The sequence below is a fragment of the Actinacidiphila acididurans genome (assembly GCF_016918855.1).
GTDB classification, from domain to species: domain Bacteria; phylum Actinomycetota; class Actinomycetes; order Streptomycetales; family Streptomycetaceae; genus Actinacidiphila; species Actinacidiphila acididurans.
Map to the genome: position 1 here is coordinate 1 of NZ_JADKYB010000019.1, position 21,319 is coordinate 21,319.

Genomic DNA, 21,319 nt, shown 5'->3' on the forward strand with positions numbered 1-21,319 from the left:
GGGACGGGGGAGGGCCAGGGCGAAGACGCCGGCGAAGATGCCGATGGAGCCGAGGACTTGCCAGCCGTGGTGGTAGGCGGTGACGGCGGCGTGGGTGGTGTGGGGGGTGCCGAGGACGCCGACGAAGACGGCGACGCCGAGGACGGCGCCGATTTGGCGGGCCATGTTGATGATGCCGGAGCCGGTGGCGAAGCGTTGGGGTGGGAGGGCGACGGCGCCGGCAGCGGTGAGGGTGGGGAGGGCGAGGCCGACGCCGATGCCGCCGAGGAGGAAGCCGGGGAGCATGCCGGCGGCGTAGTCGGGGGTGCTGGTGGTGTGCAGGGACCAGGAGCCGACGCCGAGGCCGAAGAGGAGGTTGCCGGCGGCGGCGACGGGGCCGGGGCCGAAGCGGCGGGCGAGGCCGCCGGAGAGGACGGCGAGCGGGGGGACCATGAGGGGGCCGGGGGCCAGGGCGAGGCCGGTGCGCAGGGCGGAGTAGCCCCAGACGTTCTGGCACCACAGGGCCGAGGACAGGATCATGCCGGCGAAGGCCATGGCGAAGACCAGGATGGAGACGTTGGCCACGGTGAAGGGGCCGATGCGCAGCAGGGCCATCTCCACCACAGGGGCCGGGTGGCGACGGGACTGGAGGAGGAAGAGGACCAGCAGGACGGCGGCGGCGATCAGGCTGCCGACGACGCGGCCGCTGCTCCAGCCCCATTCGTTGCCCTTGACCAGGCCGAGGGACAGGGCGCCGATGGAGAAGGTGAGCAGGGCGGTGCCGGTCAGGTCGGGGCCGGGGCCGGAGGTGTCGCGGGGCACGTCGGGCAGCACGCGGGCGCCGACGATCAGGCTGGCCACGCCGACGGGCACGTTGATCAGGAAGACCCAGCGCCAACTGGCCTGCACCAGCAGGCCGCCGAGCACCGGGCCGAGGGCGGCGGCGATGCTGCCGACGGCGCTCCAGACCCGGACCGCGGCGGTGCGGCGCTCGGGCGGGACGATGGCGAGCATCAGGGCGAGCGAGGTGGGCAGCAGGATCGCGGCGCCGACCGCCTGGAGCAGCCGGGCGGCCACCAGGTAGCCGATGTCACCGGCGGCGGCGCACAATGCGGAGCCGGCGGTGAACATGGCGAGGCCGAGCAGGAATCCGGGGCGCTGGCCGTGCCGGTCGGCGAGCCGGCCGGCCGGGACGAGCAGGGCGGCGAACACGATCGCGTACGCGTTCAGTACCCACGACAGCGATCCGAGCGATGTCCCGCCGAAGTCGTGGCCGACGTCGGGAAGGGCCACATTCACCACGAAGAGGTCGACATTGGCGACAAAGACGGCGACGTACACAGTGGCCAGAACGGCCACCGCGCGTGGGGATCGCACTGGCTTCTGATTTCCGCTCTTCGGCATACAACTCAGGCTAGCGCCGGGTGATTTGGAATAACACCCCTTCCCGGCCCGGCCGGCCCGGGAGCATTCGATCACTGGCCGAATTCGGGGCCCCGAAGGGGCAGGCAACGTGGGAGTAGGCCGCCCCGGACCGGAACTGGGACACTCGCAGCGGAATTGCGCCCGTTGGCGGCCGAGAAGGAGGCAACGTTGACCAGTGCGCTGCGATCGCTGAGGCGCCGTATTCTGACGCCGAGTGATTCCGAGACCGAACTCTCCGTTCGAGGATTCCACGAGAAGGACCCGGAGTCCCGGGACCTGCTGGAGACCGTCGGCCGAATGTTCCTGCGTGGGTATGCCTTCGCCGCCGAGTGCAGTGACATCCCCGAGGCCGAGGCCAAGCTGGAGACGCTGCCCACCAGGTTCCGCGGCTTCGCGTACGAGGGCGCCGGGATGGGCTTCGCCGTGCGCGACGGACTGCCCTTCGGCCGGCACGACTTCGTCGACCGGTTCCTGCGGGGCAAGGGCGAGCACCACGTCTACATGATCTACGTCGGCGTCGGCTGGGCGATGGCCCGGCTGCCGCGGTTCCGGTGGCCGGCGGTGAACGTCACGGACCCGCTGCTGCGCTGGCTGGTACTCGACGGGTACGGCTTCCACCAGGCGTACTTCAAGACCGACAAGTACGTCCACCAGCAGTACCAGGAGCCCAACTTCCCCTGGCCGGCCGACGGACCGAAGTGGTACGTGCAGTCGGCCACCGACCAGGGCATCGGGCGGGCGATGTGGTTCATCGGGGGCACCGACCCGGAGCTGGTGGCCACGATGATCGACAAGTTCCCCGAGGAGCGGCGGCCCAGCCTGTACAGCGGCGCGGGGCTCGCGGCGACGTACGCGGGCGGCGTGACCGAGGCGGAGCTGCAGAAGTTCGCCGACCGGGCCGGGAAGCACCTGCCGCAGGTCGCGCAGGCCAGCGCGTTCGCGGCGACCGCCCGGGTGCAGTCGGGGCTGCTGGTGCCGCACACCGACCTGGCCACCCTGGCGTTCTGCGGGGTGCCGGCGATCGAAGCACACGAGATCAGCCAGGAGACCAAGCCCGTCCCGCCGTTCTCCGGTGACATCCCGCCGTACGAGGTGTGGCGGCGCCGGCTGGCGGAGCGGTTCGCCGTCACCGAAGGGAGCGGCCGATGACCGTGGTGCAGGAGCGGCCGGCGCGCACAGTGCGCCGGCCGCCCGGGCCCAGCCGTGCCGAGACGCTGTCCATCCTGCGGCGGATGGTGCGCAACCGGCTGGAAGTGATGCAGGACGTCGCCACGCGGTACGGCGACGTGACCCGGCTCCCGCTGGGGCCGAAGACCATGTACTTCTTCAACCATCCCGAGTCCGCCAAGCACATCCTGGCCGACAACCCGGCGAACTTCCACAAGGGCATCGGCCTCGTGCACGCCCGCCGCGCGCTCGGCGACGGGCTGCTCACCAGCGAGGGCGACCTGTGGAAGAAGCAGCGCAAGACGATCCAGCCGGTGTTCCAGGCCAAGCGGATCAACCGTCAGCTCGGCGCGGTGGCCGAGGAGGCCGACAAGCTGGCCGCGCGGCTGCGGGAGCACGCCGGCGGCGGCGTGGTGGACGTGCGCAAGACGATGACCGAGCTCACCCTCGGCGTCCTCGGCCGCACGCTGCTCGACGCCGACCTGAGTGCCTTCAAGACGATCGGTGAGGACTTCGAGGCGGTCCAGGACCAGGCGATGTTCGAAATGATGTCGCTGAACTCGGTCCCGGGCTGGGTGCCGCTGCCGCAGCAGCGCCGCTTCCGGCGGGCACAGGCGAACCTGGACCGCATCGTCGACCAGCTCGCCGCCGACCGGATCGCCCGGCCGAGCATCGACGGGGACGACGTGGTCTCCCAGCTCATCGAGTCCACGAGCAAGGAGTCCGACCCGGCGGCGGCCAGGATCCGGATGCGCGACGAGCTGGTGACCCTGCTGCTGGCCGGGCACGAGACCACCGCGTCCACCCTGAGCTGGGCGTTCCTGCTGGTCGACCAGCACCCGGAGGTGCGCCGGCGGCTGCACGAGGAGGCCGTGGAGGTGCTCGGCACGGGGCAGCCGCTCACGCTGGCGGACATGCACCGGCTGACGTACACCACGCAGGTCCTCGAAGAGGTCATGCGGCTGTACCCGCCGGTGTGGCTGCTGCCGCGACTGGCCGTGGAGGACGACGAGATCGCCGGCTACCACGTCCCGGCCGGCGCCGACGTGCTCATCTGCCCGTACACCCTGCACCGGCACCCGGACTTCTGGGAGGACCCCGAGCGGTTCGACCCGGAGCGGTTCGCGCCGGGCCGGTCCGACCGGCGGTCGCGGTACGCGTACATCCCCTTCGGCGCCGGTCCGCGGTTCTGCGTGGGGAACAGCCTGGGCATGATGGAGGCCACGATCGTGCTGGCCACTGTCATGCGGGACCTGCGGCTGACGCTCGTGCCGGGCTTCCCGACCGTGCCGGAGCCGCAGCTGACCCTGCGTATCCGCGAAGGCCTGCCGATGGCCGTGCATTCCATCGCCTGATCCCGCGTCCGAAGCCCGTACTCCGTCGTCGAGAAGCGCGTCCGTCGCACGAGACAACCCGCAACTCCCCCGTATCGCCGGTGAATCGGGGCGGCGGCCGGATTCGTCCCCGGCTTTCCGCGTCTTCGCCGGCTTTCCGGGGGGCTGTTCGTCAGAGTTCCGCCGTGATCGCTGCCGGGCCGGTGCCGCACCGGCCCGGCAGTCGGCTGCACACTGAATCCATCCGGTCCGGCCCGGCGCCGATGATTTTCGCGCGTACTCCAGGTCTTTATTCCTGAGACTCATGACGTACGCGGTGTGGGTCGGCCGGCCGCCGGGTCCTCCCCTGCCGCCGGGCCGGCTCCACGGGCCACTGTGGAGACCCGATGGCAGGCACTTGGAGGACGGCCGCTGAACCGGTCGCGGGGGCGACGTCCCCCCGGTCGGCCGGCGCGCCGCGGGTGCCGCGGTACGGGTCGGCGGCGGCCCTGGTGCGGGCAGGGCTGCGCGAAGGTGCCGCGGGCACGGACCCGGGCACGACGGACGGAGCCGGCGGGCCGGCCGCGGTGGGGCCGGTCCGGCCGGCGTGCCGACCGCTTCGGTCAGGCCGAACAGGACGGCACGGTCGGCGCCGGGGGCATGGTGGCGGGCAGCCGCATGGGCAGCCCGAAGGTGCGGAACAGCGACGTGTCGCGGAACGCGTGGATCGCCAGGACCTTGTGGTCGCGCAGCGTCAGCACCTGGAGGGCGTCGGCGTGGTAGGAGCCGTCGGGCTCGCGCCAGTACGTGGCCAGGGTCGGCTGGCCGCCGTTGGCGGTGGTGTGGGTCAGGCGCAGCACGCCGGGCGCGGTGAAGATCCTGTTCCGCACGAAGCGGCCGACGTTCGCCGGGCCGAAGAACCAGTTGCGTTCAGGGGGCATCTCCAGCCGGACCTCGTCGTGCAGCAGCCGCAGCAGCCCGTCGATGTCGGCGTTCTCGAACGCCTTGACGTACTGGTCGAGCAGCACGCGGTGATTGGCGTCCAGCGGGGAGTCGGTGATGTCGTCCTCTTCCGGCGCCGTCTGGGCGAGCTGGGCCCGGGCCCGCTGGAGGGCGCTGTTGACCGCGGCGACGCTGGTGTCGAGGAGTTCGGCCACCTCGGAGGCCCGCCAGGCGAGCACGTCCCGCAGGATCAGCACGGCCCGCTGCTTGGGCGGCAGTTGCTGGAGCGCCACGATCATGGCCAGGCGTACGCTGCCGCGTTCGGCGACGATCGCGGCCGGGTCGTGGGCGATGGAGCCCGACGGGGAGTCGGGCAGCGGCTGCACCCAGGAGACCTCGAGGCCGGCCCGGTTCAACGGGGCGTCCGGGTCGTCGCTGGGCATGCCGAGACCGGCGGGGACGAAGCGGCGGCTCTTGTGCTCGAGTGCGGTCAGGCAGGCCGCCGTCGCGATCCGGTAGAGCCAGAACCGCAGGCTGGAGCGGCCCTCGAAGCTCTGGTAACCGCGCCAGGCGCGCAGGTAGGTCTCCTGGACCAGGTCCTCGGCGTCGTGCACGGAGCCGAGCATGCGGTAGCAGTGCGCCACCAGTTCGGTACGGAAGGGCGCGGCCGCTTGGACGAATTCCTCCCGGTCCGCCCGCTCCTCCTCCGCCGCCAGGTCCGGCTCCGCCACCCCGGCCGGCGGCTGGCTGGGCAAGGTGTTCACCACGACTCCCTCGGTCGACACGAAACTGCACCTGGTGGTAGAGACCCGTGAAGGCCGGAAAACTCATCGCTGGTGTCTTCCCCTCTTCCGGACGAATGACGCGCGGTGTCACGGGGTTGACGACACGCCTGGTGGCGGGCCTGCGGACCGGGCCGGACGCGGGGCGCGGGTGCGCGGTGGCAGGTGCCGCAGGGGTGAGCGGGCTGCGGGCAACGGCGGAGTAGCGGTCCGACCCCGCTCGGCAACATGCTCAATGCTGGAAGTTCGGGGCCGGCGCACGCCCGGCGAATTCCCTTTCTCTCCCCGTGGAATCCCGAAATCAATAGGCGACCCGTGGATCGTGCCCGGGTCGGCCCCCCCACTCTCCTGGCCCGGTTTTCGGGGCGACTCCCCGATGCCCCGAAAACGTTCTTCTCGCACGTTGCTCTTTGCCAATCACAAGGGTCAGGCAACCCGGTCAGGGCAATCGAGGAGAAGACAGGGGAACCTTTCGCACCGAAAATTCAATGACAGCTCGTGACCATCCTGGATTCCGCGCGCGTGGAATCCACGACTCCCCCGAGGATGTTCCATGACGCAATCCTATGACGACATTGTCATCGGGTCCGGCTCGGCCGGCGCCACGCTGGCCGCACGACTGACCCAGGACCCGTCGCGCCGCGTGCTGTTGCTCGAGGCCGGACCCGATTTCCCCAACATCGAAGACATCCCGCACGGCGTTGTCAACGGGGCCGCGATGTCCCTGGCCGACGAGGACTGGAAATTCCGGGCGGAAATCATGGATGGCCGCCGGATCCTTTTCCCGCGCGGCAAGATAACCGGCGGCTCCTCGGCCGTGGGTGCCACCATCGCGCTGCGCGGTGTCCCGGAGAACTTCGAGTCGTGGGCCGCGGAAGGAAACCCGGAGTGGACCTGGGACAAGGTCCTGCCGTTCTACAAGAAGCTCGAGGACGACGCCAACTACGACAACGAGTACCACGGCAAGGGCGGCCCGTACTCGATACGCCGGTGGCGGCAGGACGAGCTGACCCCGGTGGCGAAGGCCTTCGTACAGGCGAGCCTGGCGGCCGGGTTCGCCGAGGTCGAGGACCACAACCACCCGGAGGCGACGGGCGTCGGCCCGATCCCGACCAACCGCTGGGACTGGCGCCGGCTGTCCACCGCGATGGCCTACCTCACCCCGGACGTGCGGGCCCGGGAGAACCTGACGATCCAGGCCAACACCCTGGTCCACAAGGTGCTGTTCGAGGGCAACAAGGCCGTCGGCGTGGAGATCTCCGCCGGGTCGGGAGCCACGGAGCAGGTCCGCGGCACCCGCGTCATCGTCTCCGCGGGTGCGGTCAACTCGCCCACGCTGCTCATGCGTTCGGGCATCGGGCCGGCCGAGGACCTCAAGCGGCTGGGCATCGACGTGATCCTGGACCGGCCGGGCGTCGGCGAGAACCTGGGGGACCACCCGCGCACGGGTGTGTTCATGCGGCCCAGGGCCGGTGTCATCAACACCTCCGACGTGTTCATGCAGACCATCCTGCGGACCACCGCCAAGGGGTCCACCAAGTTCAACGACCTCCAGTACTACATGGTCAGCCACTTCGACCTGGGCCTGTTCCCCGACCTGCACGTGCTGGCCGGCAGCAAGGTCGTCCTCGGCGTCATGGTGGTGGACCAGCAGCCCGAGTCGCGCGGGCGGCTGCGGCTGAACAGCCTCGACCCGGCGGCGGGCCCGGACATCGACCTGAACTTCCTGTCCGCCGAGCGTGACATGGACAAGCTGGTCGACTCCGTGCGCGTGTGCTGGGAGCTGACCCAGCACCCGGACATCGCGTCCAAGGGCGAGGGCACCATCGTGCTCAACGACCAGATCGTCAACGACGACGACATGGTCCGCCAGTACATACGCAGGAGCCTGGACAGCGGCTACCACCCGGTCGGCACCGCCAAGCTCGGCCCGGAGAGCGACGAGATGGCCGTGGTGAGCGAGAAGCTCCAGGTGCACGGCTTCGAGAACCTCTACCTGGCCGACGCCTCGGTGATGCCGAGCATCGTCAGCTGCAACACCAACCTCACCTCGATCATGATCGGCGAGCGGATGGCGCACTACCTCCAGGAGGGCTGACCGCCCACCTGGAAGCAGGGTGCCGGCACGAACCCGGGAGACGTGCATGAAGCTGCCCAGGGCGCGGACGCGGGGGGAAGGGCCGCGCTCCCGCCACTGGATCGCCGAACCCCTCCCGCTCGCCGGAGCGGTGCTGCTCACCGCGGCGGGCGCGGGGATCGGCTGGCGGGTGCACCTCCTGCCGGGCGCGGGCACCGGCGCCGCGATCGGGCTCCTGGTCGCGGTGGCCCTGGCCGTGTTCGTCGGTCACGGATGGCGGTGACGGCCGGCATCCGGTATCCCCAGCAGGGCCGTGTGGTCCCATCGGACGATGGGTCGCACGGCCCTCGTCCGTATTCGTCCGAAGTGCGTCCGAATTCATCGGTACCGCCCGGCACAGGGCAATCTCGAAGATAGCCGGTCATCACCTGTCTGCCAAAATTTCCGGGAAGGCGCGCCAGGAATTTCCGCCGCCAAATCATCCCCGGAATGGACCGGCCGCGTTCTTCGACCGACCTTCGACCGACGCAGCCGTCTGCCGTCCATGGAGAATTGGAGTCAGTTCATGGGAGACCAGCAGAACGTCGTCCCGGGTGTCCGCGTACCGATGATCGGCGAGGAGAACGCGGAAGGCCGCACCGCCGAACTCTACGACCGCATCAAGACCGGTACCAAGCTTCCTTTCGTGCCGGACATGTTCCGCCTCGTGTCCTCCCGGCCGGACCTGATGGAGGTCCTGATCACCGGGTACATGGGCGTCTTCAGCGACGGTGTCCTGCCGCGTGCCACGCGGGAGATGATTTCCGCCTGGAGCTCCAAGGTCAACGGCTGCCCCTACTGCGTGGGCACCCACAACTGGTTCCTCTCCCAGTTCGGCGGCAGCGAGGAGCTGACCCACGCGATCTCGCACGCGAACCACCCCGAGGAACTGCCGCTCGACGAGAAGACCCTCGCGCTGATGAAGCTCGTCACCCAGGTGTCCACCGCGGCGTACAAGATCACCGACGCGGACTGGGAGCGGGTCGAGGCCGCCGGCTGGAGCAACGAGGAGATGGTGGAGGCCGTGTTCACCTCGGCCCTGTTCGCCATGATCAACCGGCTGGTGGACGGCTTCGGCCTGGGCACCACGGTGACCCGCAGCCGGATCTCGCAGCAGGACGACGCCGAAGCAGAATCGGTCGCGTGATGGCGCCGTCCCGGGCCATTCTGCTGACCGGCGCCTCGTCGGGCACCGGCAAGTCCTCGGGCACCGGCCAGGCCGTCGCGCTGCGCCTGCACCGCGCGGGCTGGCCGGTGTACGCGACCGGGCGCAACATGGGCGCGCTGGCGCCCCTGGCCGCCGAGGGCATCCAGACCCTGTACCTGGACGTCACCGACGAGCAGTCGATGATCGACGTCGTGGAGAAGGTCACCGCGGAGCACGGCGCGGTGGGCACGCTCATCAACAACGCGGCCTGGAGCCTCAACGGCACCATCGGGGAGACCCCGATGGACGAGGTGCGCAACCAGTTCGAGACGAACGTCTTCGGGCTGAGCCGGCTCACCCAGCTCGTGCTCCCGGGCATGCGCGCCCAGGGGCAGGGCCGGGTGGTCATGATGTCCTCGATGTTCGCGCACTTCGCCACGCCCGGCCGGGGTTACTACCAGGCCACCAAGCACGCCCTCGGGGCGATCAGCGACTCGCTGCGGCACGAGGTCGCGCGGGACAACATCAAGGTGTCCGTCATCGAGCCGTCCCCCGTCCTCGGCGGTTTCGTGCCGACGACGGTGAGCGACCTCGGCATGACCGGCCAGGAAACGGGCGGCCTGTACGACGACTTCTGGAAGTACTTCGTCGAGTGGCACGGCGCCTACCGCGAGACGGCGCACCCCAAGGGGCGCGGCCGCACCGCGGTACGGGCCGAGGACGTCGCCAAGGTCGTCGAAAAGGCCGTCACCAGCGAGAACCCCAGGATCCGGTACCGGATCGGCTTCCCGGCCCGGGCGGTGGCCCGTATGCGCTGGACCATCGGCGACAAGGGATTCGAGCGATTCGTACGGTTCTTCTTCCCCATTCCGTGAGCCACGTGGGCCGGACGGCCGGGCGGCGGCGTACGCGCCCATGTCGAGAGATTCGGGCGACCTGCGCGCCGCCCGCGCCGCCAGGCCCATTGTCGATCAGGAAATGAGGATGCACGTGCGAAAAAGGCTCACTCAGTCCTCGTTGCGGGGGCTGGGTCTGATTCAGGTCCGCCATGTCACGCCGGTGAGTTTCAATGCCGCGCGTGGCGGGGTGGCGAAGGTCTATCAGGAACTCGAACGGGATTTCGGCATTCTCGCGCCTCCCGTCGCACTGCATTCGCCCGCACCCGAGACGCTCGCCGCGACATGGCTCATCCTCCGGGAGACACTGATCGTGCCCGGACTGGTCCCGCGCGCGAGGAAGGAAGCCGTGGCCTCCGCGGTCTCGGTGGCGAACGAATGCCCTTTCTGCATCGGCATGCATACGTCGACCCTGGGCACTCTGCTGCCCGGCCGTCACAGCCTCGTCCCGGCGGCCGAGGCCGGCACCACCGGCCCGGTCACCGATCCCTCGGTGCGTGACGTGGCGGCCTGGGCCAAGGAGAACTCCGCCCGGGCCACCGCCGGGCGCGGCCCGGTGCCGTTCCCGCCGGAGCAGACGCCCGAACTGGTCGGCACCGCGCTGGCGCTGCACTACCTCAACCGCATGGTGAACATCTTCCTGGGCGAGGTGCCGCTGCCGCCGCACGCGCCCGCCAAGTCGCTGGGCGCGGTCATGCGCGTCCTGACCTGGCTGATCACCTCCTCCGCCAAGCCGTCCATGGCACCTGGCACTTCGCTCGACCTGCTGCCGGCCGCAGAGCTGCCCAAGGACCTGTCCTGGGCGGCGACCACGCCGGCGGTGGCGGAGGCGTTCGCCCGCGGCAGCGCGGCCATGGAGGTGGCCGCCGAGCGGTCCGTGCCCGAGCCCGTACGCGAGCTGGTCCGGGCCGAGCTGGACGCGTGGGACGGACAGTCGCCCGGGATCAGCCGGGCCTGGGTCGAGAAGAGCACGGCCGACCTCGCACCCGAGCATCGCGCGGCGGGCCGGCTCGCGCTGCTCACGGCCATAGCCTCGTACCAGGTCGACGAGAAGGTCATCGCGGCCTTCCGGGAGACCGCGCCCGACGACAGCACCCTGATCGAACTCACCGGCTGGGCGAGCCTGACCGCCGCCCGCCGGGTCGGCGCCTGGCTGAACCCGGCGAGCTGACGCCCCGGCACCTCCCCGCACCATCCAGTACCTCCCCGCACCTCCCCCGCACCACCCGTACGCCCCCGGGCGGCGGCCGCGTCCCGTACGCGACCGCCGCCCTTCGGCGTTCCCGGCCCCCGCAAGGCCCTGGAACGGCCCTGGATCGGCCCGGAACGGCCCCGGGAAATCCCCGGGGGGAAGCCCTGAGAATGCCGCCGTACGCCCGCGTGCGGGCCGCCGGTACACCCCGCGGCTCCCCCGTAGGCAGTGCCCGCCACGGCCGCCGTACGGGCCCGCCCAGGACGTCCGTATCCACCGGCCGCGTACGGCCCCAGGTGCTCCTCGTCACCCTCCTCGCCCCGCGGTCATGCCGCGTCGGGGAACAGGCGCTGGAATCGGCCGTGGTGGAAGAGCAGCGCGTCGTCTCCGGTGCCGCGCCCGAGGTCGAGGACCGAGCCAAGGAAGATGGAGTGGTCACCGCCGTCGTACACGGCGGACAGCTTGCACTCCACCCAGGCCAGTGCCTCGCCCAGGATCGGGGCCCCCGTGCTGGGCCCCGGCACCCAGTCGATCAGCGAGAACTCCTCCTCGCCGCGCGGCCGGCTGTGGTCGGCGAAGTACCGGGCCACCTCCTCCTGGGTGGAGGAGAGGACCGATACCGCGAACTGCTCGTCCTCCATGATCGCGTCGTGCAGGGCGGCGTCGCGCTTGACGCACACCAGCGCGAGCGGCGGGCTGAGCGACACCGAGGTGAACGAGTTGGCGGTCATCCCCAGCGGGATCTCGCTGCTCACCGTCACCACCGTGATGCCGGTGGCGAAGGCGCCGAACACCGAGCGCAGCGCGTCGCGGGTGAGCCGGGCCTCGTGGGGCTGGCTGTCCGCGGCGGCGGCGAGGTTCGCCGCAGAGGAGAACTGGTCGGCGCGAGTCATCGGCGTCAGCTCCGGTTCGGGGCTGCGGCCAGGGACTCGGACCGGCCCGCACGGGCCGCCGCCGGGACGGTGGCGGCACCGAACGGGGTGAGCGCGGCGACCAGGGCCTCGGGGACCTTGGACGGACGGGTGTCGGTGTTGGGACCGCGCATGCACGCGACCCGCTGCCGGCCCCGGGCGACCAGTTCCTCGACGCCGCCCTCGCGCAGCCGCACGTAGTCGAAGGCGAAGGCGATCTGCGTCTGGGTCAGGTCCTCGAGCCGCATCCGGATCGACAGCTCGTCGAAGGCGGCCAGTTCCGAGAGGAACTCGCACTCGACCTTCAGCGTGAACAGCTTCAGGTCGTCGCGGATGTCGTCCAGGACATCGGGGGCCAGGTCGCGGAGGAACATCTCCCGGCAACGTCCCTGCCAGCGCAGGTAGTTGACGTAGTACACGTTGCCGACGAGGTTGGTCTCCTCGAAACCGACCAGGTGCCGGTACTCGTAGTAGGGCGTGGGCATCACTCGCTCCCTTCGGTGCTCAGTGCGAACACCACGGGCTCTGCGGTCCCGCGGACCGTGGTGACGAAAGTGGCAACCGTGGCGCGGCCGGAGCGGAGCAGCACCCAACGGTCGGGCCTGGGGGTGCCTGCGGCGAGCTCGATCCGGGCGTGCCCGGTCTTGCGCAGGCATTCCACCGCTCCCCAGACCCGGGTGGCGGCGGTGTGGAAGTCCTCGGAGTTCTCCTCGGCCAGCAGCTGGGCCAGCGCGAACTGTTCCCCGAGCAGGCCCTGCCAGTCCTCTTCGGACCGTTCCACGACGGTCTCCATGTCGACACCGACCGGCAGGTCGGCGCCCACGGCGATGGTCTGGCCGGCCCCGTGCGAGACGGAGATCCGGGCTTCGTCGGTCTCCGGCTTCCCGTCGGGCCGGTAGCGCACGACCGCGTCGGTGCCGAGCGCGGTGCGCACGGCGACGGCGGCGTACGCGCGGCGGGCGGGGACGCCCTCCGCGGGCCCGTCGGTGTCCGGGTGGACGCCGACCCGCAGCTCGACCGGCAGGATCTCCTCGGTACGGCGCTGGAGGTACGGGCCGAGCAGCGACGGGACCCAGGGCCCGGAGCCGTCCAGCTTGCGCACCGCCTGGAGCCGAAGCCCCGTCCACCGCTCGACGAGCCGGCCGTCCTCGGTGCGGACGTCCAGGTCGTACATGTACGTGTCGCCGTCGCGCCACCGCTCGGCGGCGTGCAGGACGACCTTGTCCAGGCCCCGGCTGACGGTCGGGTCGGCGAGCCGCAGCTCCTCGACGCCGGACGGCAGCAGGGTGGCGTCCGGGACGCAGCACTGCAGCGAGTGCATCATCGCGTCACGGGTGCCGGGGTCGGCCAGCACCAGGTCACCGAAGTGGAAGGTGCCGAACCACGGCGCGGTCGAGGTGTTGGAGATGTCCGCGACAGTGCCCTTGGCCTGGAGCATCTGGTAGCCGACCAGCCGCTGGAAGCGGCCGCCCTGGAACAGCACCGGCCCGTACAGGTCGGTGTGCGGGTCCACCGGCAGGGAGACGACCTCGGCCTCGGCGTCCACCGCGATGACGTCCTCCGGTACCGGGGCGTCGTAGCTGAGGGTGGCCGTGAAGTGGTCCGCCTGGAAGCCGGTGTCGCTGCTGCGGATGACCGCGCGCACGGTGTTCTCGTCATCGGCGAGGACGGCGATCCGTATCGTCGTGCTGCCTCCGATGGGGGCCACGATCGGCCGCAGGAACTCCATGTCGCGCAGCGTCGGCGCCTCCTCCCGGCCGGTGAGGGCCCGGGCGGCCTGCGACATCGCCTCCATGCCCAGCACGGCGGGGAAGAGCAGGTCCCCGTCGAGCAGGTGGTCCGACAGGTACGGGTCGGCGTCCGCGGACAGGTCCGCCTCCACCACCAGTTCCACGCCGGGGTAGTGCACCTGCGGGCGCTCGATGAAGCGCAGCAGCGGCAGTTCCTGCTCGGGCATGGCCAGGGTCGGCAGACCCTCGGCGCGGCCCATCACGACCACCGAGGTGGGCGCGTTCGGGTCGGCGAGGAGCTGGTCGAGCACCGCGATGCCGTGCTCCGGGGAGATCGGCGCGATGCCGTCGCGCATCAGCGACTCCAGCACGCCGAGCCGCTCGCCCATGCCGGCGCCGGACCAGACCGACCACTCCAGTGCCAGGCACTTGGTGTCCGGGTACTGCTCCTGAAGGCGCTCGGTCATGTCGGTGAGCCAGGAGTTGGCGGTGGCGTAGTCGCCCTCGCCGCGCAGACCCGCCCGGCCGATGATGCTGGCGAAGGTGATCAGCAGCTTCAGGTCGGTCGGCTCGGTGGCGGCCAGGACCGCCTCCAGACCGCCGATCTTCGGCGCCAGGGTGCGGCGGAAGGAGGACTCGTCCAGGGCCGCCAGGCCCATCGGCTCGTTGCGCCCGGCGCCGTGCAGCACGGCGGTGATCGGGCCGAGCTGCTCGCGGGCCTGGGAGACCGCGGCCTTGACCTCGTCGGCGTTGGTGACGTCGGCCCGCAGGTAGGCGAAGTTCACGCCGGCGGCCCGGATGCGCTCCAGGTTCATCGCCAGCTCAGGGTCCTTCGCCGCCTCGGAGCGGCCCAGCAGGGCCAGCGAAGCGCCGGAGGTCTGGGCCAGCGACAGGGCGCACTCGGCGGTGATGCCCTTGCCGCCACCGGTGACCAGCAGGACGTCCCCAGGACCGAGCGGGCTCTGCCCGGCGGCCGGCGCCGTCGCGGGCGGCAGTGCCCGCAGCACCGGGACGCTGCGCGCGCCCTCCGAGTCGTAGAAGACCTCGCTGAAGCTGGTCGTGCCGGCCACGTCGGCCGAGATCCGCTTCGCCCACTCCTGCGCCTGCTCGGGCGTGAGGTCGCCCGTCGAGGGCAGGGTGACGATCGTGGTGACCGTCGCGGGCGCCTCCAGGTGGAGGGTCTTGGCGATACCCGCCGGGCCGCGGCGGTAGCCCACCGCGACGAACCGCGCCTGCGGGTTGGCCAGTGCCGCGCGGACCGCGGAGAGCATCAGCGCAGTGTGCTCCTCGTCGGTGTCCTCGGGCAGGGCCAGCAGGACGCCGTCGCCGACCGGGGTGCGCTGCAGCTCGGCCAGCAGTTCCTCGGCGACCGGGTGCCGTTCGGTGGAGAACAGCTCCCAGGTGCCCGTCGCCGACTCCGCGGCCGGGGCCGGCTCGGCGGGCACGTGGTCCACCGCGAACGCGCGCACCCAGGGCCCGACACCGGGCGCGGTGAGCGATGGGGCGGCGTCCGCGGCGGTCTCGGTGGCGGCCAGCTCGTCGAGCATGGCCGCCAGTTCCGCCAGCGTGGAGGTGGCCGTGGCCGAGGTGGCCAGCGGCGCCGACACACCGATCTCGCGCGAGGTCTGCGCGAGGATCTGGCCGACCGTGATGGAGCTCAGGTGCAGCTCGTCGATCGCGTTGCTGTCCGGGCTCACCGCCTCGATGGGCAGTTCGGCCCGTTCGGCGGCCAGCCGCAGCAGGATGCTGAGCGTGCTCTCGCCCGTGCCCGCGGCCGGGAGCGCCGCGGCGGCCGCGGTCTCGGCGGCCGGGAGCGCGACCGACAGGAACTCGCCCTCGGGCGCCTGCTCGGCCGGGCTCTCCAGGAACTTGAACACCTTGTCCAGGCTCAGCGGCTTGACGAACCGCTCGGCGAACAGCTCCTCGGTGCGCACCGGGGCGCCCATGGCGTACGCCGCCGCCACCGTGTGGAGGGTGCCGGCCAGCGAATTGCTGTCCGTCTCCATGGCGACCGCCGGCAGGTCGGGCGCGATCTCCGCGGCCAGGCCGCGCAGGATGTGCCCGGGGCCGACCTCGACGAGCAGGTCCACCTCGTTGGCCAGCTCGGTCAGTGCCTCGGTGAAGCGCACCGGCTGGACCACCTGGCGCTCCAGCAGGTCGCGGACGTCGGTGTCCGCGGCCAGGGCGGTGCCGGTGACGGTGGAGGACACCGTCCGCTCCAGCGGGGTGAACTCCTCGCCGTCCAGGTACGTGCGCAGCTCCGCGGACGCGGGGGCCACGCCCTCGGAGTGGAAGGCGTGCGAGACCGCGATCTGGGAGACCGTCAGGCCCTTGTCGGTCGCCTTGCGGGAGACCCGCGCGACGGCCGCCACCGGACCGGAGATCACCGTCTGCCGGGGGCCGTTGAAGCCGGCGATGACCACCGGCTCGTCGGTCAGCAGCGGCTCGACCTGCTCGGGACCGGCGGCGACGCCGGCCATGGTGCCGCCGCCCTCGCTCGCCGAGCCCATGATCCGGCCCCGCGCCGCGGCGGTGCGCAGCAGCGTGTCCTCGTCCATGGCGCCCGCCCAGTGCAGGGCGGAGATCTCGCCGAGGCTGTGGCCGACGGCGCCGGTGCCCTCGATGCCGAGCCGGCTCAGCACGCGCAGGCCGGCGGCGGAGCCGGTGGCGATGCGCGGCTGGGCGTTGGTGGTGTCCACCATGTCGCCCTCGGGCTGCGGGTGGCTCCGGTACAGCTCCTCGACCTCGGTGAAGCGGCGCCGGATCGCTCCGCCGTCGGCGCTGCGCCCGGCACCCTGACCCGGGAAGAGGAAGCCGATGCGGGGCGCCGCGGCACCGGTGATGCCGAAGTAGACGCCGTTGCGGGTGTCGGCGGCCGAACGGGCGCCGCCGTCGAGCAGGTCGAGCAGCTTGGTGAAGCGCTGGACCGCCTGCTCGGGGCTGCGCGCCACAACCGCGGCGCGCACCCGACCGCCGCCGAGCTCCTTCTGCAGGGTCGCGGCCAGGTCGGTCAGCTCCGCGTAGGAGATCTGCGCGGTGAACTCGGCCAGCGTGGCGGCCTTGCCGCGCAGCTCGTCGATGCTGGCGGCGTCGACGAACAGGACCTCGTTGTCCTGACGACCGCGCACCAGCCGCTGGGTGACCTTGCCGATCTTCTCGCGGCGGGCGCCGTCGGCGTGCTCCACCACGATGTGGGCGTTGATGCCGCCGAAGCCCATGGAGGAGACCGCGGCCCGGATCGGGGCGCCCTCCGGCCACAGCTCGGCCTGGTTCAGCACCCGCAGCGCCGGGCGCTCGCCGGAGAGCACCGGGTGGGTCTCGAAGTGGCCGGTGGCCGGCGGGATGACCTGGTGGCGGACGGCGAGCACGGCCTTGATCAGGCCCGCCACGCCGGCGGCACCCTTGGTGTGGCCGATGTTGCCCTTGATGGTGCTGATCGCCGCCGGGGAGTTGACCTCCGGGTCCACCGAGTTGCGCTCGGCGGTGAAGGCCTTCAGCTCGGTGGCGTCGCCGACCTCGGTACCGGTGCCGTGACCCTCGATGTAGCGGACGGTGTCGAAGCTGAAGCCGGCCCGCTCGTACGCGCGGCGGATGGCCAGCCGGTGACCGTCGGCCTCGGGCCGGGTGATGCCGCCCTTGCCGTCGGAGGAGTAACCCCAGCCGGCGATGGTGGCGTACCGGAACAGGCCCCGCTCGACGGCGTCCTCGTCCCGCATCAGGACGAGCATGCCGCAGCCCTCGCCGGGCCAGAAACCGTTGGAGCCCTTGTCGTAGACCTTCATCTCGCCGGTGGCCAGCGCGCCGGTCTTGGCGAAGCCGATGACCTCGAAGGGGTCGATGCTCAGGTCGACACCGCCGGCGATCGCCGCGTCGATCTGGCCGTTGGCCAGGGCGTTGGACGCGGTGATGACCGACAGCAGGGACGAGGAGCAGGCACCGTCGACGGTGAAGCCGCCGCCCTTGAAGTCGAAGTAGTTGCAGACCCGGCCGGCGATGGTGTTGGCCAGGCCGCCGGCGAGGGTGTCCTCGTCGATGGGCGGGAAGGGGCTCTTGTAGCGCTGCTCCAGCTCGCCGAGGAACAGGCCGAGTTTGTCGTCGTCCCAGCCGGCCTCGCGCAGCGCGGCGCCGACGGTGCGCTTGACGTACGGCCACCGCAGCCGCATCAGGTTGGCGCGGCTGAACTCACCGGTCAGCGTGTTGCCGATGACGACACCGGTCTTCTCGCCGTCCAGGCCCTGGCCCTCGGGGAAGCCGGCGTCGGCCAGCGCCCGCGAGGCGGTCTCCAGGGCGAGCCAGTGGGTCATGTCGGTGGACCGGAAGGTGCTGCCGGCGATCTTGTACTTCACCCGGTCGAACTCGAAGCCCTCCAGGACGGCGGCCTTCTCCGAGTAGAAGCGGTCGGGCGCCGTCGGGTCCGGGTCCCAGTAGTCCTCGCGCCGCATCCGGACATCGGGCAGCCGGCGGAAGGCCCGGCGGCCGGCCAGGGCGTTGCGCCACAGTTCCTCGTGGTCGTTGGCGTCGGGGTACTTGGCCGCGACACCGACGATCGCGATGCGCACGGGCTCGGTCATGCCGCCACCCCCGCGACGCCGGACTCGTCGGTGGCCGTGGCCACCGCTGCCTGGCGCGCCTTCATGCGCTGGTACAGGCCCGCGGCCCACCAGCCCATGCCGCGGATGCCGCAGACGATGGTGGTGGCGAAGAACAGGGTGTAGACCACGTTGAACTCCATGAGCGCCGCGTACACCAGGGCCACCGAGGAGCCGAACATGAACTGGTTCATCGGCTTGGACGGACTGGTGCCCGGGTCGGTGATCATGTAGTTGGTGAACAGCACGAAGGCGACACCGGTGGCGGGGCCGAAGGCGGAGAACAGGGCCACGTGCCAGATGCCGTGCCGGATCAGCGCCTGGATGAAGAACGTGCCGACCCAGCCGACGATCAGCGGGACGCGCTTGGTCAGCACACCGTTGATGACGGTACCGGCGGTGGCGATGATCAGCGGGATCATGACGCGGAACAGGGTGTCCGCCTTCTCCGTGAACTCGTACGGCGGCGCGATGCTGATCCAGGAGCCGAAGCAGACCAGCGACATCGTGATGCCGAAGTTCGACGGGTTCATGAAGTGCCGCCACCGGCCGTTGATCTTGGCCTGCAGCGCGTGCTTGCCGGCCACACCGACGAAGACGCCGAAGATCACCGGGAGGATCTGGTTGTTCGCGTACAGCAGCATGTTCACGGCGAGCGAGGTGATGTGCGACGGGAGCAGGAACTCGTACAGGCCGCGGCCGCCGCGGCCCATGAAGCGCGGCTGGCGCCGCTGGGCCCACGCACTGAGCAACTCGAAGATGATCTCGGTGCTGTAACCGGTGGCCAGGGCGATGAAGGGCCACAGCCAGGGCTGTTCGAAGCCCAGGACGGTGTAACCGAGGATGTTGAAGATGGACATCGAGATGGCGAAGTTGCGCAGCGCCAGGTAGCGCGGGTCGGGCTTCGCCTTGCCCGGGGCGGCGGGCCGAGCGGGGACCGGGGGTCCTGCCGAGGCGCCGCTCGCGGACTGGTGGACGACGGTGTCGGTCATCGGCTCGGAACCTCCTGGGCCTGGTTGGTGAGCTGGATCGTGTGGCTGCCGGGCATGAGCTTCAGCGTCTGCTCGTGCAGGGCGCCGGTCGTGTCGTGCCACTGGATCTTGACGTTGCTCTGGCCCATGTAGTCGCCGAGGCCGAAGCGCACGTCGAAGCTGCGGAAGCCGCCGTGGCCGCCGCCGCCGTCGAGCTCGGCGACCTGGGTGCCCTGCGAGTTGGTGATCGTGGCGGTGGCGCCGTAGACCGGGCTGCCGGTGGCGGCCAGGCCCATGTTCGGGTCGGCTCCCGTGCCGGTGGCCGGACGGTAGAGGCTCAGGTTGATGTAGTCGCCCAGCTTGGGCGCCTTGTTGGCGTAGAAGACCGGCGGACCCCACTGGCGGGCGATGGCCATGTCCAGCGCGCCGGTACCGGTGGTGTCGGCGGTGGCGATGCCGCGGGTCGGGATCGGCACCGCGAGGCCGAGCTGCTTGCTGATGTTGGCGTACTTGCCGTTGGAGGCCTTGGCGTAGAAGGCGAGCTTGTCGTTGCCGGCGACGTCGTCACCGGGGCCGATGTTCGGCCACATGGCCGGGTTGGACAGCAGGTCGTCGTTGGTCATGGCCATCTCCTGCAGCCACGCCCAGCGGTCGATCTTGCCCTTGACGAAGCCGTCGGCCTGGACGATCGCCATGTTGCCGTCGTTCAGGAAGTCGCCCATCTTGACGTCCCAGCACCAGCCGGTCCACGCCACGCCGAGCTGCTGTGCCTCCTGCGAGAAGGGGGCGTCGCCGTTGGCGAGCTTCTTCTGCATGTCGGCGGTGCTCTTCGCCTTGTTGACCCAGACGAAGTTGCTCTCCTCCAGGCCCCACGCGGCGTCGATGTTGCTGACGGTCATGTCGAAGCTGCCGTTGTGGTTGATGTCACCGAAGTCGACACCCATGCCCTTGAAGGAGTCCTTGCCGAGCACGAAGGACTTGGGCGTGGTGGCACCGCGGCTGCCGACCGCCTCCTTGAAGGAGATGTGGCCGGGGGTGGATGTGTTGTAGAGCAGGTGGTCGTGGCCGAAGTCGTTGGCGATGTAGATCTCCGGCTTCCCGTCGCCGGTCATGTCGGCTCCGGAGATCGCCAGGGTCCAGCCGGAGGAGGCCTGGAAGTCGATGGCTTCCTTCTCCTCGACGTAGTTGGCCGTGGGCTGGTCGCCGGACGAGGCGCCGTACCAGCGCAGCACGTGGTCACCGCCGGCGTTCTTCGCGCTGGACAGCGAGTTGTTCATCGACACGTTCGCGAAGGCCTTGGGGTCCAGCACGTCCGAGTCGGGGAAGTAGTTGCCGATGATGATCGACGGGTGGCCGCTGGCGTCCAGGTCGCCCACGTAGGCCGCGTCGGTGTTCCAGCGCGGGCCGTGGTACCTGCCGTCGGGCGAGGCCGTCGGGACGACCTCACGCGGGACGTACGAGGACAGGGCCGGCGTCGTCGCACCGGCCTTGGCCATGAACAGCACCGGGGTGCGGCCCCAGTACGTGATCAGGAAGTCCATCCGGCCGTCGCCGTTGAAGTCACCCGGGGTGCAACCGGTCGGCGCCATACCGGCGTCCATCGGCAGCGGGGCCTCCTTGAGCACGAACGGGGTGAACCGGTCGGCGGCGGGGGCGGTCGGGGTGTACGTCACGACGACGTCGTTGGTGCGGGTGTCGACGATGCACATGCCGTCGGGGCGCCCGTGCCCGGTGACGTCGTTCATCGCGATGCTCGCGCCGACCGACGAGATCCAGCCACGCAGCTTCTGGTAAGCGCGGTTGACCGGACGGATCGTGTTCATCTTCTGGTTGTTGTAGCCGGGCGGAAGCGCGATCGGCATTTCCTGGAAGTTGTAGTTCTTGGCGACCTTGTCGCCGTTCGGGGTGGCAACGGCGCTGTTGACTCCGAAGAACAGGGCGGTGGCGACGAGCAGTGTCGCGACGCCTGGCACCAGCCTGCGGAGGCGTTCACGTAGGTCCATCACGTTCTCCCTCTGACGCGGGTACGGACAGGCTCTGGTGTACGGATTCGTTCCGTCGGGGCTGGGCGACCGGGGAGCGTGCTGGGCCGGTGCCCGGAAGTACCAGGAGTTCGCGTACGGGCCCCGTGACCGTCGCTGCCAACTGTTCCTCCTGGC

14 protein-coding genes are annotated in these 21,319 nt (G+C 70.7%); 7 read left to right on the top strand and 7 right to left on the bottom strand.

Features of this window, described 5'->3' with window-relative positions; all coding sequences use genetic code 11:
• On the bottom strand, positions 1-1,356 hold a 1,356-nt coding region (locus ITX44_RS29370), incomplete at its 3' end, for an MFS transporter (RefSeq protein WP_205360777.1).
• A 216-nt stretch (positions 1,357-1,572) separates the two neighbouring features.
• Between ITX44_RS29370 and ITX44_RS29375 the strand changes: the two genes are divergently transcribed.
• Both ITX44_RS29375 and ITX44_RS29380 read left to right on the top strand, forming a co-directional pair.
• Positions 1,573-2,553 (top strand): DUF1702 family protein, encoded by a 981-nt coding sequence (locus tag ITX44_RS29375; protein WP_205360778.1) that lies wholly within the window; start codon positions 1,573-1,575, stop codon positions 2,551-2,553.
• A complete protein-coding gene (locus ITX44_RS29380; RefSeq protein ID WP_205360779.1) occupies positions 2,550-3,926 on the top strand; it encodes a cytochrome P450 in 1,377 nt (458 codons plus the stop codon). Before ITX44_RS29375 ends, ITX44_RS29380 begins: the two co-directional genes overlap by 4 nt.
• A 581-nt stretch (positions 3,927-4,507) precedes the next feature.
• Here the strand turns inward: ITX44_RS29380 and ITX44_RS29385 are convergent.
• A complete protein-coding gene (locus ITX44_RS29385; protein ID WP_307795540.1) occupies positions 4,508-5,611 on the bottom strand; it encodes a sigma-70 family RNA polymerase sigma factor in 1,104 nt (367 codons plus the stop codon).
• A 550-nt stretch (positions 5,612-6,161) separates the two neighbouring features.
• On the opposite strand from ITX44_RS29385, the gene ITX44_RS29390 reads away from it, so the two are divergent.
• The 5 genes from ITX44_RS29390 (at position 6,162) to ITX44_RS29410 (ending at position 10,938) form a co-directional block, all read left to right on the top strand.
• Positions 6,162-7,706 (top strand): GMC family oxidoreductase, encoded by a 1,545-nt coding sequence (locus ITX44_RS29390; protein WP_205360780.1) that lies wholly within the window; start codon positions 6,162-6,164, stop codon positions 7,704-7,706.
• 46 nt (positions 7,707-7,752) lie between these two features.
• Positions 7,753-7,968 (top strand): hypothetical protein, encoded by a 216-nt coding sequence (locus tag ITX44_RS29395; RefSeq protein WP_205360781.1) that lies wholly within the window; start codon positions 7,753-7,755, stop codon positions 7,966-7,968.
• A gap of 282 nt (positions 7,969-8,250) precedes the next feature.
• Positions 8,251-8,871: a carboxymuconolactone decarboxylase family protein gene (locus tag ITX44_RS29400; protein ID WP_205360783.1), complete on the top strand. Its 621-nt coding sequence runs from the start codon at positions 8,251-8,253 to the stop codon at positions 8,869-8,871.
• Entirely contained in the window at positions 8,871-9,746 is an 876-nt protein-coding gene (locus ITX44_RS29405) for an SDR family NAD(P)-dependent oxidoreductase (protein WP_236061955.1), read from the top strand. The genes ITX44_RS29400 and ITX44_RS29405 overlap by 1 nt, the downstream gene beginning before the upstream one ends.
• Positions 9,747-9,930: 184 nt before the next feature.
• Entirely contained in the window at positions 9,931-10,938 is a 1,008-nt protein-coding gene (locus tag ITX44_RS29410) for a carboxymuconolactone decarboxylase family protein (RefSeq protein ID WP_307795541.1), read from the top strand.
• 347 nt (positions 10,939-11,285) lie between these two features.
• Here ITX44_RS29410 and ITX44_RS29415 read toward each other — a convergent pair whose 3' ends face one another.
• Genes ITX44_RS29415 through ITX44_RS29435 form a run of 5 tightly spaced genes read right to left on the bottom strand, consistent with a single transcriptional unit; the run spans position 11,286 to position 21,163 of the window.
• The gene (locus ITX44_RS29415) at positions 11,286-11,852 is read right to left on the bottom strand and encodes a flavin reductase family protein (RefSeq protein ID WP_205360796.1); all 567 of its coding nucleotides are present in this window, start codon (positions 11,850-11,852) and stop codon (positions 11,286-11,288) included.
• A 5-nt stretch (positions 11,853-11,857) separates the two neighbouring features.
• The gene (locus ITX44_RS29420) at positions 11,858-12,355 is read right to left on the bottom strand and encodes an acyl-CoA thioesterase (protein ID WP_205360797.1); all 498 of its coding nucleotides are present in this window, start codon (positions 12,353-12,355) and stop codon (positions 11,858-11,860) included.
• Complete coding sequence (locus tag ITX44_RS29425) at positions 12,355-18,171, bottom strand: type I polyketide synthase (RefSeq protein WP_205360802.1); 5,817 nt, start codon at positions 18,169-18,171, stop codon at positions 12,355-12,357. Before ITX44_RS29425 ends, ITX44_RS29420 begins: the two co-directional genes overlap by 1 nt.
• Positions 18,168-19,181, bottom strand: a complete 1,014-nt coding sequence (locus ITX44_RS29430; RefSeq protein ID WP_205360804.1) for an enediyne biosynthesis protein — start codon at positions 19,179-19,181, stop codon at positions 18,168-18,170. Before ITX44_RS29430 ends, ITX44_RS29425 begins: the two co-directional genes overlap by 4 nt.
• A complete protein-coding gene (locus ITX44_RS29435; protein WP_205360806.1) occupies positions 19,178-21,163 on the bottom strand; it encodes an ASPIC/UnbV domain-containing protein in 1,986 nt (661 codons plus the stop codon). Before ITX44_RS29435 ends, ITX44_RS29430 begins: the two co-directional genes overlap by 4 nt.
• Positions 21,164-21,319: the final 156 nt, after the last annotated feature.